The organism is Thermoleptolyngbya sp. M55_K2018_002, assembly GCF_015295965.1.
GTDB lineage: Bacteria > Cyanobacteriota > Cyanobacteriia > Elainellales > Elainellaceae > Thermoleptolyngbya > Thermoleptolyngbya sichuanensis.
This window is the reverse complement of record NZ_DVEA01000129.1, coordinates 1-13,468: the sequence shown is the minus strand read 5'-3', so window position 1 is coordinate 13,468 and position 13,468 is coordinate 1. Positions and strand designations below refer to the sequence as shown.

At 56.2% G+C, this 13,468-nt stretch carries 8 protein-coding genes, 2 rRNA genes and 1 pseudogene; 5 read left to right on the top strand and 6 right to left on the bottom strand.

The annotated features are described in order from the left end of the window. Positions 1-321: ribosomal RNA gene (locus IGS51_RS06310) — 23S ribosomal RNA — on the top strand; the annotation flags it as partial. A gap of 97 nt (positions 322-418) precedes the next feature. Next, positions 419-535 (top strand): 5S ribosomal RNA (gene rrf, locus IGS51_RS06305). Positions 536-634: 99 nt separating this feature from the next. On the opposite strand, the gene IGS51_RS06300 is transcribed toward rrf, so the two are convergent. Both IGS51_RS06300 and IGS51_RS06295 read right to left on the bottom strand, forming a co-directional pair. Beyond that, the gene (locus IGS51_RS06300) at positions 635-3,145 is read right to left on the bottom strand and encodes a glycogen/starch/alpha-glucan phosphorylase (RefSeq protein ID WP_297077251.1); all 2,511 of its coding nucleotides are present in this window, start codon (positions 3,143-3,145) and stop codon (positions 635-637) included. A gap of 252 nt (positions 3,146-3,397) precedes the next feature. After that, a complete protein-coding gene (locus IGS51_RS06295; RefSeq protein ID WP_297077249.1) occupies positions 3,398-5,833 on the bottom strand; it encodes a phosphoketolase in 2,436 nt (811 codons plus the stop codon). Between the two features lie 761 nt (positions 5,834-6,594). Here IGS51_RS06295 and IGS51_RS06290 point away from each other — a divergent pair. From IGS51_RS06290 to IGS51_RS06280, 3 genes are all read left to right on the top strand, one after another. Next, positions 6,595-7,122 carry a peptidoglycan-binding protein gene (locus IGS51_RS06290; RefSeq protein ID WP_297077247.1) on the top strand — a complete coding sequence of 176 codons (528 nt, stop codon included), beginning with the start codon at positions 6,595-6,597 and terminating at the stop codon, positions 7,120-7,122. Between the two features lie 273 nt (positions 7,123-7,395). After that, complete coding sequence (locus tag IGS51_RS06285) at positions 7,396-7,650, top strand: UPF0175 family protein (RefSeq protein WP_068509563.1); 255 nt, start codon at positions 7,396-7,398, stop codon at positions 7,648-7,650. Further along, positions 7,650-9,716 (top strand): NAD-binding protein, encoded by a 2,067-nt coding sequence (locus IGS51_RS06280; protein ID WP_297077243.1) that lies wholly within the window; start codon positions 7,650-7,652, stop codon positions 9,714-9,716. Before IGS51_RS06285 ends, IGS51_RS06280 begins: the two co-directional genes overlap by 1 nt. A gap of 57 nt (positions 9,717-9,773) precedes the next feature. Here IGS51_RS06280 and IGS51_RS06275 read toward each other — a convergent pair whose 3' ends face one another. The 4 genes and pseudogenes from IGS51_RS06275 to IGS51_RS22305 form a co-directional block, all read right to left on the bottom strand. Further along, positions 9,774-11,153 (bottom strand): LCP family protein, encoded by a 1,380-nt coding sequence (locus IGS51_RS06275; protein ID WP_297077240.1) that lies wholly within the window; start codon positions 11,151-11,153, stop codon positions 9,774-9,776. A 204-nt stretch (positions 11,154-11,357) separates the two neighbouring features. Beyond that, positions 11,358-11,771, bottom strand: coding sequence for a hypothetical protein (locus IGS51_RS06270; RefSeq protein ID WP_297077238.1), 414 nt, complete (start codon positions 11,769-11,771; stop codon positions 11,358-11,360). Positions 11,772-11,818: 47 nt separating this feature from the next. Then, positions 11,819-12,703, bottom strand: coding sequence for an ABC transporter permease (locus IGS51_RS06265; protein WP_297077236.1), 885 nt, complete (start codon positions 12,701-12,703; stop codon positions 11,819-11,821). Positions 12,704-12,733: 30 nt separating this feature from the next. Beyond that, positions 12,734-13,468 (bottom strand): annotated as a pseudogene (locus IGS51_RS22305) (S-layer homology domain-containing protein); the annotation flags it as partial.

Sequence of the window (13,468 nt, the reverse complement as noted above, 5' to 3'; positions counted from 1 at the left end):
CTGGGTTCAGAACGTCGTGAGACAGTTCGGTCCATATCCGGTGCAGGCGTAAGAGTATTGAGAGGATTCTTCCTTAGTACGAGAGGACCGGGAAGAACGCACCGCTGGTGTACCTGTTATCGTGCCAACGGTAGACGCAGGGTAGCCAAGTGCGGAGTGGATAACCGCTGAAAGCATCTAAGTGGGAAGCCCACCTCAAGATGAGTACTCTCATGGCAAAAGCCAGTAAGGTCACCCGCAGAACACGGGTTAATAGGCTCTAGATGGAAGTGCAGTGATGTATGAAGTCGAGGAGTACTAACAGACCGAGGGCTTGACCTCATTTTCGTATCTTGTATGATTTGATGTCTGGACGATTTTCTATGCAGCCTTCTGGGTTCTGACTCCTCAAACTGGAGTCATACATCCCAATAAGTTTCCTGGTGCCTATGGCGGTGTGGAACCACGCTCATCCATCCCGAACTGAGTTGTGAAACGCACCTGCGGCGAAGATAGTTGGTGGGTAGCTGCCTGCAAAAATAGCTCGGTGCCAGGGTGATTTTGACAACCCCCTTCGGATGATTACATCCGAAGGGGTTATTTGTATGAACAAAGCTCCTCCACAAGAAGTCGGGGGAGCTTTGTCAGGTTTCTATTAGCTTTGAGTGTAGTCTTTTAGCTCGATGGGAACGGGCTGCACTTTCCAGATGTTTTGGCAGTAGTCACGGATCGAGCGATCGGACGAGAATTTGCCCATGCGGGCTGTGTTGAGGATAGACATGCGGGTCCAGTGATCCCAGTTTCGATAGGCTTGACTGACTTGCTCTTGGCAATCGATGTAGGACTGATAGTCTGCTAGGAGTAGGTAATCGTCTTTGTGGAGCAGGTTGTCTACGAGCGGACGGAAAAGACCTGTGTCTCCGTGTGAAAAGAAGCCTGAGGCAATCCGGTCGATGACTTGGCGCAAGTCGTTATTGCTCTCGTAGTAGTCCATTGGTCTATAGCCTGCTGCTTTTTTGGCGGCAACCTCTTCCGTGGTTAAACCAAATAGGAAGAAGTTTTCGGCTCCGACTTCTTCACGGATTTCGACGTTAGCGCCGTCTAACGTGCCAATTGTAAGCGCTCCATTCATTGAGAACTTCATGTTGCCTGTGCCTGAGGCTTCTTTGCCTGCGGTGGAAATCTGCTCCGAGAGGTCGGCGGCTGGATAGACTCGCTGGGCGAATTTTACGTTGTAGTCTTTGAGGAAAACGACCTTAAGTCGTCCGGCGACATTGGGATCGCGATTGACTACCTCGCCGATGGAGTTAATGAATTTGATAATGAGCTTCGCCATGTAGTAGCCCGGAGCTGCTTTGCCGCCGAATAGGAAGGTACGGGGCGTGATTTCAGCGCTGGGATTTGCCTTAATGCGGTTGTAGAGGTGGATGATGTGGAGTGCGTTGAGATGCTGCCGCTTGTATTCGTGAATCCGTTTTACCTGAATATCGAACAAAGATGAGGGATCGACTTCGACATCTGTTTCCGACTTGATGTGGTTTGCCAGATCTTGTTTGATCGCTTGTTTGATTTGTCGGAATTCGTAGCGGAATCCGGGATCGTCTGCGAACTGCTCAATGCGGCGCAGTTCGTCGAGATGCTTAATCCAGTTGTCTCCAATTTTGCTGGTAATGAGGTTGGTCATGCGGGGATTGCTTAGCACTACGAACCGACGCGGAGTGACCCCGTTGGTGACGTTGGTGAATTTCTCCGGGTACATGTCGTAGAAGTCTTTTAGCACGGTCTGCTTGACCAGTTCGCTGTGGAGTGCTGCGACTCCGTTGATGGCGCTACTGCCGACGCAGGCGAGGTTTGCCATGCGGACGTACTTTTCGCCGCTTTCGTCGATGAGCGATAGGCGGCTGAGGCGGTCAGGATCATCGGGAAATTTGATGCGTACGTCGTCGAGGAAGCGGCGGTTGATTTCGTAGATGATTTCGATATGGCGAGGCAGCAGTTCGGAGAAGAGTTTGAGGGGCCAGCGCTCTAGGGCTTCGGGGAGGAGGGTGTGGTTGGTGTAGCCGAAGGTGCGGGTGGTGATGTTCCAGGCGTTGTCCCACTGCATTCCGTGTTCGTCCATGAGCAGCCGCATGAGTTCTGCGACGGCGATCGCCGGATGGGTGTCATTTAACTGCACCGAGAATTTTTCGGGAAACTTCTCCAGCGACATATTTTGCATCTGAAGGATGCGAATCATGTCTTGCAGAGAGCAAGAGACGAAAAACATCTGCTGCTCTAGCCGCAATACCTTGCCTTGATACTGCTCATCGTTTGGATAGAGGACCTTGGAGATGTTTTCGGAGTTGCTCTTTTGATGGACTGCGCCGAAATAATCGCCGGAGTTGAAGGCACCAAAGTCGAAGGATTCGGTTGCTTCGGCAGACCACAGGCGGAGGGTGTTGGCAGTGTTGACTTTGTAGCCTAGGATCGGCGTGTCGTAGGGAAGCCCTTTCACGACTTTGAAGGGAACCCAGCGGACGCGGTAGTTACCATGCTCATCGATGAAGGACTCGGTGTGGCCGCCGTATTTCACCTCAACAGCCCAATCCGGGCGAGCAATTTCCCAGGGGTTGCCGTAGCGCAGCCATTTGTCCGTAATTTCGACCTGCCAGCCGTCGCGGATTTCCTGGTCGAAGATGCCGAATTCGTAGCGGATGCCGTAGCCGAGGGCGGGAATTTCTAGCGTGGCTAGAGAGTCGAGATAGCAGGCGGCGAGACGACCCAAACCGCCGTTGCCCAGACCGGGTTCTTCTTCCTGCTGGAGCAGTTCGTTGAGATCCAGCCCCAGTTCAGTCATGGCTTGATTGATCTGGTCGTAGATGCCGAGGTTAATCAGGTTGTTGCCCAGGTGCGGGCCCATGAGGAATTCGGCGGAGAGGTAGCAGACGGTGCGGGCCTGAGTGTTGGTGTAGGTTTCGGCGGTGTTGAGCCAGCGGCGCAGGAGGCGATCGCGCACGGTGTAAGCCAGCGCCATGTAGTAGTCATTTTTGCTGGCGAGGGCTGGAAACTTGCCCTGGATGTAGAACAGGTTGTCCAGAAACGCCCGTTTTAGGGTTTCAATCGATAGCCCAGTGCGATCGTCTTCAATCTGCACTGAGCCGGAAGGAGGGGTGGGTAACGTCTGCATGGTAAAAATCCTGGATGAGTTGGATATTTCTAAGGCTCGTAGGGATAAAGAAGGGGCCACATAGGGAGCGAAGTCCTGAAGTTCGGAAAATGCTGCCAGCAATCAAGGTTGTGAATGGGGCGATCGCTCACTCCAAGACCATTTCAAGACGGCACTCCCAATAAACGGAATCTCAAAACTAAAGCCGAACGGTCTACTGCCCAGAACACTCAATCGGTAGGCAATAGACCGCTCAGCATCAACCTGGAGAATCTAGTAAGGCCACTTCCAGTTCACAATATCGGGACGGTCAATCCCGTACTCAAACGCATAGTTGCGGCAGGCAATCTGCTCGTCCTTGAGTTGCTCCTTGGTGTGGGCCCCTGCATTCTTCAGCTTGGGCACCCGGTCAATCACATCAATTGCGATACTAAAGCGGTCAATCTGGTTGCAAATTGCCAGTTCCAGCGGCGTGTTGATATTGCCCTTCTCCTTGTAGCCGCGCACATGCAGGTTTTCATGGTTGGTGCGGCGGTAGGTGAGGCGGTGAATTAGCCAGGGATAGCCGTGGAAGTTGAAGATAATCGGCTTATCCGTTGTGAACAAGCTGTCAAAGTCGCTGTCGCTCAGCCCGTGGGGATGCTCCGTGGCAGGGGTCAGCTTGAACAGGTCGATCACATTGACAAAGCGGATCTTCAAGTCGGGGAAGGCTTCCCGCAGCATGACCGAGGCGGCCAGAGACTCTTTCGTGGGAATATCGCCCGCTGTCGCCAGCACCACATCTGGTTCTTCGCCCGCATCGGTGCTGGCCCATTCCCAGATGTCAATGCCCTTGGTGCAATTGCGAACGGCTGCATCCATGTCGTGGTATTGCAAGTGCATTTGCTTGTCGGACACGATGACGTTCACGTAGTTCTCGCTCTTAAGACAATGATTGGCTACGGACAGCAGCGAATTGACATCAGGGGGCAGATAAATGCGAACGACCTCGGGACTCTTATTTAAGATCACATCCAGGAACCCTGGATCTTGGTGAGTAAAGCCGTTGTGGTCTTGCCGCCAGACCGTTGAGGTGATTAACAGGTTAAGCGAGGACACCTCTTCACGCCAGTTAATGTGGTTGCAGATTTCTAGCCACTTGGCGTGCTGACCCACCATCGAGTCGATGACGTGGGCAAAGGATTCATAGGTAGAGAAAAAGCCGTGGCGACCCGTGAGCAAATAGCCTTCCAGCCAACCCTCCAGGGTGTGTTCACTGAGGATTTCCATCACCCGACCGTCAGGGGATAGCTCACCGCCATCCAAATCCTCAGGCAAGAATTCTGCAATCCAGAACTTTTTGCTGACATCGTAGACCGCGTTTAGCTTGTTGGACGTGTTCTCGTCGGGGCCAAAGACGCGAAAATTGGTCATGTTGTTTTTCATCACGTCTCGCAGGAACACGCCCAGCGGACGAGTGTTTTCGGCTTCGACCACACCGGGGCGATCGACCGGAATGCCGTACTGACGGAAGTCGGGCATATTTAGCTCGCGCCGCAGCAGACCGCCGTTGGCGTAGGGAGTCGAGCCAAGGCGCTTATTGCCTTCAGGCGCAACCTCACGGATGTAGGGGAAGACCTTGCCGTTTTCATCAAAGAGTTCTTCCGGCTTGTAGCTCCGCATCCATTCCTCGAAGATGCGCTTATGCTCAGGATTGCCGTGCATAGAACCCATCGGAACTTGGTGCGATCGCCAGAATCCTTCGACCTTGTGCCCATCGATCTCGCTGGGGCAAGTCCAGCCCTTGGGGGTTCGCAGCACGATCATCGGCCAGCGGGGGCGAGTTGCAACGCCACTACTGCGGGCCTCGTGTTGAATCCGCTTAATTTCAGACACGCAATGATCTAGCGTAGCCGCTAGCGCCTGGTGCATGGATTCTGGCTCAGAGCCTTCGACGAAGTAGGGTGTCCAGCCATAACCCCGGAACAGCGCCTCTAGCTCCTCGTGGCTAATCCGCGCCAGGATGGTCGGGTTGTTGATCTTGTAGCCGTTCAGATGCAGCACGGGCAGCACTGCGCCATCGCGGATCGGATTGAGGAATTTGTTGGAATGCCAGGAAGTTGCCAGGGGGCCGGTTTCAGCTTCACCATCTCCAGGCATCGTTACCACAATCAGGTCTGGATTATCAAAAGCCGCGCCAAAAGCGTGAGAAATGCTGTAGCCTAGTTCGCCGCCTTCGTGGATGGAGCCGGGTGTTTCGGGAGTACAGTGGCTGCCAACACCGCCAGGGAACGAAAACTGCTTGAAGAAGCGCTTCATTCCTTCGACATCTTCGGTGCAATGGCTGAAGTAGTGGGAATAGGTGCCTTCCAGATAGCAGGGGCCAAGGAAACCGGGTGCGCCGTGACCCGGCCCGACCATGAACAGCATGTCTTGGTCAAACTTCTTGATGATGCGGTTGAGGTGGGTGTAGAGAAACGCGATGCCAGGACTAGATCCCCAGTGACCCAAGAGGCGCTGCTTGATATGTTCGTCCTTGAGGGGTTCCCGGAGGAGTGGGTTATCGCGCAGGTAAATCATGCCCAGCGCCAAGTAGTTTGCGGCTCGCCAAAAGGCGTGCATCTTCCACAGCTCATCAGGGCTGAGGGGAGTGCCCTGCACCGTAGAGCGGGCTAGGCCAAAGCTGCTAATCGAGGTTTCGACGGTCGGTCTTTCGGAGGAAGCTACCATAATCTCGGTTATCTCTCAAACGCAATTGAATGTGAAGCAAGACAAGTACGGTCAAGTGGGGATCTGCAAGCAAGCGAAACTTCGGATGAAATAACTCTTAGCCAAAAATCCACGGATTGTTAGATTACACAGCATCTCTTTAGGTTTTCACTAGAAGGATCGCTTGAAACTCAAACGTATGCCTGATCTAGCTATTATCCAATTCGGCTATGTTTCAACTGCTTTTCCGACTCTCTGAAACAGCACCGCTTTTAGAACATCCAGGCGGCTAAAGGGGCTTAGGAGCAGAGGATTTTCGGCAAGCTCTATAGCGGTGGCTCTATAGGCTCTATAGCGGTGAAAGCATGAAAGCTATTGAGAGCGCTTGATAGTGAAATGCTGTTAAATCTTAAGAATGTCAGAAAAGTTTGAAGAAACAGGAAATCCAACTCTTTGCAGAATGGACGTGTTCTAGAAGATACCTAGAGACAGATTGCAGCCAAAAAGTGTTCTTTAATGTCTAAGAACGATAGGCAAGATGATAGTCGCAGATTGCTTTAGAGATGGAAAGTATCGGGCACAACAGTCGATTAAATTGTCGGAATGAAACTGTCGAAATGAAACCGGGGATTGATGACTTGGGTTGAGGGATTGAACTTGGGTGCATGACCCTGCTTTGGGAGATAGGGAGGAAGTGTTGGGAAATTGGATCGAAATCTAAATCTCTTCGGCATCTTTGGGGCAAAGTTCTATGATTAAAGCTAAGGCTGAGCGAAAGGCGCATGGACGCAACACCGGAGTTTGCACATTCTCCTAACGACGATCGCATCGAGATGAGTCGTCTCTATCCCTGGAGTCAGGGGCCGCTGGTTGCCCACTTGCAGGAACTTTTGGGTGCCTGTGGCTATCGGCTGAGGCCGGATGGGGATTTTGGCTGGATTACAGAGGCGGCGGTGCGTGATTTTCAGCGGCGCAATGGCTTACGGGTGGATGGCATTGTGGGCGATCGCACTTGGGCGCTTTTGCTCTCGAAGGTAAAGCCAGGGGCACGAACAATGCGGCTGGGTTACTGTGGGTCAGACGTAAGGGAACTGCAAGGGCTGTTGCAGGTCTATGGCTATCGGGTTCATCGCACAGACTGCTTTGACCGTGACACCCAGGATGCAGTGTTGGCGTTTCAGCGATCGCACCATCTGGAGGCAACGGGGGAAGTGACACCGATTACATGGGCAGTGATGTGTGATGGCAAAACTGGGCAGCCGCCGCCTGCTCGGAGCAAGTGGCTTTTGGAGCGGGGGCGGTGGCGATAGGGCGATCGCCGATTGCATCTGGCTGATACGGCGCTGAGCAATCGTTGTTCTATCTGGGGAAGGTTAGATCTTAAGAGGGCATGTTAAGGGGGCACGCAGGGTGAGGGCGGGGGTGAGCTTGCTGGACTGGCTGCAACAATGCCGAATTCTCACAGCATCGGGATTTTAGCGAGAGCCAGGATACCTGTGTCAAGGCTGTGTTCGCTGGGTTTCGCTAAGGTAGTTGATTAAGCGTTTTTTGATTTTGTTGAGTGGACGAGTGGGACAATCCAAATGAGTGTTGAACTGACGATTCCAGATTCTGTTCTCAAGTCGATGCGGTTGCCGGAGCAGCATCTTGAACAGGTGCTGCTCAAAGAGTTGGCGATCGCCCTCTACGCGCAGGAGATGCTGTCCTTTGCCAAGGCGGCAGAACTCGCCGGAATGGAGAGCAGCGAATTTAGCCAGGTGGTGGGTGAGCGCGGCGTTAGCCCCCGGTGCAGCCGCGTCATTATGGATGGCGAGAGCGTCTTTGTGTGCAGCGACTAATGGGGTCCTCGCCGCGAGTAGACCGCTTTTTGGTCTGCGGGCTGGGTAGCCTGGGGCAATATTGCGTCTATCACTTGCAGCGGTTTGCGACCGAGGGGACGGCGGTCTCCGTCACGGCGATCGACCGACAGCGCCCAGAGGAATGGGAGGTCGAAAATCTGACCGATTTGCTGGCGGAGGATCTGCTGATTGGCGACTGTCGGGATGAACCCGTGCTGCTGAAGGCGGGTGTGCAGGAGTGCCGTGCGGCGCTGATTGTCACAAGTAACGAAACGGTGAATATCGAAGCGGCGATCGCCATTCGTCGGCTCAATCCAGACGTGCGCCTTGTGGTTCGCTCGTCTCGCCAAAGCCTCAACGAACTGCTCAAGCTGCGGCTCGGCAACTTCAACGCCTACGACCCGATGGAGATGCCTGCCTTTGCTTTTGCGATGGCAGGGCTACAGGTGGGGCTACTGGGCAGCTTCAACATTGGGGACACACGCTTGCAGGTGGTGGAACAAACCGTGCAGCCCCGCGATCCCCGATTTGATGATGCGCGTGCGGTGGCTCAGCACAAAAAATCCTACCGACTGCTCAGCCACCGCCCCCAGGCAGAAATCCCCGCCTCGCCAAACCGAGCGTTTTATCACTGGCAGATAGACACCCGCATTCGGGCGGGCGACACCATTGCCTACATAGAAATCGCAGACGCGCCGGATTATACCCAGCATCAGGCAGGCGGCGACTGGCGATCGCGCTGGCAGGCTGGACTGCAAGCCGTGCTGAAAGAGCAGCCATTGCAGTGGGTTCAGCGAGTGCGGGCGTGGATGCAGGCCAATCGAACTCGTCCACTCATCGCGATGGGTCTGATCACGGCACTGGTGCTGTGGGTGCTAGGGGCGACCATGCTCAAGATGACGGTGCCAGAGCTAACCTGGATAAAGGCGATCGCCTCTGGTGCAGTGCTGCTGCTAGGGGGCTATGGCGACGTATTTGGCGGTCTAGAAAACGACCCCGTTCCCGGCTGGGTTTACTTTATTAGCCTGCTGATCACGATCATCAGCTTGCTGTTTGTATTGGGCGTGGTGGGCATTATTGCGGATAACCTGCTCAGCGCCCGATTTAGCTTCCTCCAGCGGCGGCCGCCGATGCCCAAGCAGGGGCATGTGGTGATGGTTGGGCTTGGGCGCGTTGGCCAGCAGGTGGCGACCTGGCTTCAGACGTTTCGCCAGCCCTTCGTTGTGTTGACAGATGTGGCGGACAACCTGGCGCTATTTCCCAAAATCCCGATCATCGTGGGGAATCCGATTCAACAGATCCGCCATGCCAATATCGAAACCGCCAAAAGCCTGGTCGTCGTCACAGATGACCAAATCTTGAATCTGGAGGTGGCGCTTACGGCGCGAGAGCTGACCCGCCAGCAAAAGCAGTCATTGCAATTGGTGATTCGTTCCTATAACCAGCGGTTTAGCGCCAGTCTGGCCGCGCTGATTCCCAACGCTCGCGTGATGGCTGTTTCGGCCCTGGCGGCCGAAGCGTTTGTGGGTTCGGCCTTTGGCGAAAATATCCTGAGCCTGTTTCGGCTGAATGAACAGACGATCTTGGTGACGGAATTTTTGGTAGAAGCGGGCGATACGCTGGTGGGCAAGCTGCTTTCGCAGGTGTCCTATGGCTACGGTGTGGTGCCGATTTTCTATGAACGCAACAGCGAGCGGCGGACGCTCGACAACAGCGACAGCCTGATGCCGTCGGAAACCTGGATGCTGAAAGCGGGCGATCGCCTCATTCTCCTGTCCACCATCGACGGACTGCGGCGCATTGAGCGTGGGCAGATGCGTCCCCCCCGCACTTGGCGACTCAGCATGGGCAAGCCCCTGAATCGGGGCAATCTCAGCGAGATTGGCACCACGCTGCACCGCATCTCCGGGCTAAACCTCAACACCGCCAACGCTTTTGCCCAAAACTTGCCCGGCACGATCTATTTGCAGCTTTACGACTATCCAGCCCATCACCTGCTAGCAGAACTGCGGAAGCTTGCGCCGGACGTAACGCTAGTGGCGCTTGAAGAGGGAGAGAAGAAGTAGCGGCGTAATGGCATGAGCGTATCTTGATACGCTAACTCTCTTCTGCTCCACCCTCTTCTACTCCACCCGCCAATCTGTGCCCACCTGAACCGTCACGTCCGATTGCAGGTTGCCAGTTCCTTCGACGCGCACTTCGCCAAGACCGAGCGATCGCCGCACCGCCTCAGCCTTCGCAAGGTCGCCGCCCTGGGCAATAATGCGGGTCTCGCGTAGGGGTTCGCTCCAGTTTTCGTCAATGTAAACGTTATAAAACCCAGCCTCTCGCAGCGCGAACATCAGCTGCTCGGCTGCCGCAAGGTTACCTGTGGAGTCTTGAATCGCGATCTCAATGCCATAGTCTGTTTCTGCGGGAACCGAATCGACCCCTGGCTCGGCGTATGGATCGGCAACCGTTTCGCTTGAGGCTGGATTGAGTCCAAAGTATTGGCTGCTCATCTCCTGAATGCGAGAATAGCTCGGCAGCCAATAGCTGGCTTCATAGTCGCCTGCCCCGCTAAACTCTCCTGGCAGCATCAGCATCTGCAAGTCGGCCCGCTTGAGCTGCGCTGCAAAGCCCACTAGCGCCACCAACTCCTCAACCGTCAGGTTAGTATCAACATTTTCCTGGATCACCGACAGGATTTGTGGAATGCGCGTGAGTGTGGCCGGACTGAGGGTCTGCTCGACCAGCGCCCGCATCAGCGTTTGCTGCCGCTGTACCCGCCCAATATCGCCGTAGGCATCGTAGCGAAACCGCAGAAATTGCAGCGCCTGTTCGCCGTTGAGGTGCTGTTCGCCCTGCTTCAGGTCGATATAGAGATGCTGGGAATGGTCGGTATATTTCATGTCCTTGGGCACGTAGACCGTCACGCCGCCCAGCGCATCAATCAGCTTTTCGACCCCCTGTACATTGATCCGCACATATCGATCAACAGGCACACCCCCTAGCAAATTGCTAATTGACTGAGCCGTCAACGCCGGGCCGCCGTAGGCATTGGCTTCGTTCAGCTTGGTTACGCCCAGCCCAGCGACGCGGGTGCGTGTGTCTCGCGGCACCGATAGCACCACAAGTTTGCCCGTTTCGGGGTTAAACCGCAGCATCAGCATGGTGTCGGATAGCCCATCGAAGGAGTTGACCAGTGCGTGATAGCCCAGATCGCGAACTTCGGGCGGCGGGTTGTCCACATCAGAACTTAGCACCTTAATTCCCAGCACCATGATATTGACAGGGCGGGTCAGCCGGGGCAGGCGAAAGTTTAGGCCGGTCGCGATTTCTCCCTGGCCAAAAACCTTAGACTCTTCTGGCGAAAGCCTGCTTTGCAATAGCGGCGTGCTGGCCAGCGTCATGGCAAGCAGCGCCCCTGCCCCTGCGGAAACGGTTGCCACACCCAGCAACCCTAGCAACAGCCAGGGGAGTTTGATTTTTCGAGGGGGCAGGGGTTGGGTTTGAGGAGACAAAGAAGATCGAGCCTTTGGGGATGTCACGAGGGGTTGCTAAGGGAGAACGGGTCTAGACGTGAAAGACGTGCTGAAGGCTTTGACGACTGTGGCGGTGGGGTGAGTTCCGACGACGCTTCATGCAGCATCTTAGCAACGATTTTGCAGAATGGACTATGTGGGGTGTGAGTCGATTGTGGATAGATCTAGATCTTTGGAACTGGGCTACGGCAGGCGATCGCTCACGTCGCTAATGCCCGGTAACCGCAGGGGCCTGCGCTGCCACAGCCGCAGCATCAGCCACAGCATGACGACGAAATAGCCGGAGGTGAGGGCGCTGTTGGCAACGAGAAGCGGAATTGCAGAAGGGTCAGCCGTGTGGGCCCCCGCCGCTAGCGCCGCATAGCCCACCAACCAGCCCAGCCCCAGCGTCGTGGATAGTCGCGCCGCCTGACGTTCACGCGAATCGCCCTTTCGCACTGCCAGCGCCCACATCGCTGGAATTACGCCCAGCACGGGCACCAGATAGACAAACATGCGAATTCGCTTGAGCTGCTGGGGATCGTAGGGGTCGTCGTAGGGGTTGGGCATTTTGGGAGAATGGTTGCGGTTGACGAAAAGTAAGGAACGGGATGGCAAGGGTTGGAATGCCTTCACGAGCTTTTCTGACCCTCAAACACGCTGCCTCATGCTTCCCGGCGCGGATCGAGCGCATCCTGCAAGCCGTCGCCGACGTAGTTGATGCTGAGGACGGTGAGGAAAATCATCAGACCGGGAAAGACGGCCATGTGGGGGGCGGTTTCGATGCGGTTGTAGGCATCGAACAGCATTCTTCCCCAGGTAGGCACGTCGGGCGGAAAGCCAAGTCCCAAAAAGCTGAGGGTGGATTCGGTGAGGATGGCAGTGGCGATCGCCAGCGTGGCCGACACAATCACCGGACTCAGCACGTTGGGCAGCAGGTGATGCCAGATGAGATGGCCCGGACGCGCCCCCATTGCCCGCGCTGCGGCGATAAAGTCGCGGTGTCGCAGAGAGAGGAACCCGGCCCGCACCAGCCGCGCTGTACTCATCCAGTTCAGCCCGCCAATGACGCAGACGACGAGGAGGAAGATGCCCCACTCTGGGCCGGCGATCGCCCGTGCGGCGCTGCGAAACAGGTAGACGACCAGCAGCAGCAGGGGCAGTTGGGGCAGCGCCAGAAACAGGTCCGTGAGGCGCATCAGCAGCGTATCGAGGAGTCCGCCATAAAACCCGGCGATCGCCCCAATGCCCACGCCCAGCCCAATGCTCAGCGCCATTGCCGCCACGCCCACCGCCAGAGAAATGCGGCCACCCACCAGCACCCGTGCCAGTTGATCCTGCCCTAGATCGTTGGTGCCAAAGGGGTGAGCCAGACTGGGCGGAGCCGCCGCTCGTCCAAAGTCAATCGCTGTTGCCGAGACGGGATAGACCCACGGCCCCACCAGCACCGCCAGTCCCAGCAGGCTCAACAGCCCCAGCCCCAGCATCGCCGTCCAGCTTCGCCGAAATCGCCGCCATGCGGAGCGCCACAGAGCAGACGGTTGCAACATAAGCTGTTCTGATACGACGATCATTGTTGGCTACGGCTCCCCTGCTGGCGCGGCGGTGGGTGCGGTGATGGGTGTGGCAGCGGGCGTGGCCGTCTGTTCCGCGTCTTGTTGCCCCGCTTCTTTTGCCGACAGCCCGTTGCCCTGCGTGCCAAAGAACCAGAGGACGGCCGCTGCCTCTGCCCGCGTCACGGGCTTTTTGGGCTGAAACAGGGTGGTATAGCCGAATGCGCGACGGATGTTCGACAAATCGGCGTTTTGGAAATCGGCCAGCACCGCCCGCTGGGCCCGGGGATCGATGCTGGCGGCATCCTGAAAGCCCCAGGTTTGCTGCACGGCTTCTAGGGTGGCGTTGGGCAGCGAACGGCGCAGATCCAGCGGCGTTTTCCACAAAATCAGGTCTTCGCGGGTGAGGGGCGCGTCGGGGCGAAAGGTGACGATGGTGCTGTTGCCCGATAGCGGGCTAGGCACGAGACCTGGAAGGCGGGTGTTTCTGAGGGGGACGCGGGGCGAATTTTGTTGGCGGGCTGGTTCGCAAAAATTTCGTTGTTGGCAGCCATCAGCCAGCGGGCAAACTCGCGGCGGGTGATGGGTTGGCCGGGCTTGAACTCGGACGCAGCGGGGGTGATCTGGAGAACGCCCAACTCTGCCAGGTCGGTAATGTAAGGCTGCAAATCGGCTGGGGCCTGGGCCAGGTCGGTGAAGCGCTGGGGCGCGGTGCGGGGTGCGCCTGGGCTACTAGTCGTTGCGCTGGGCTGGCCGGGTCGC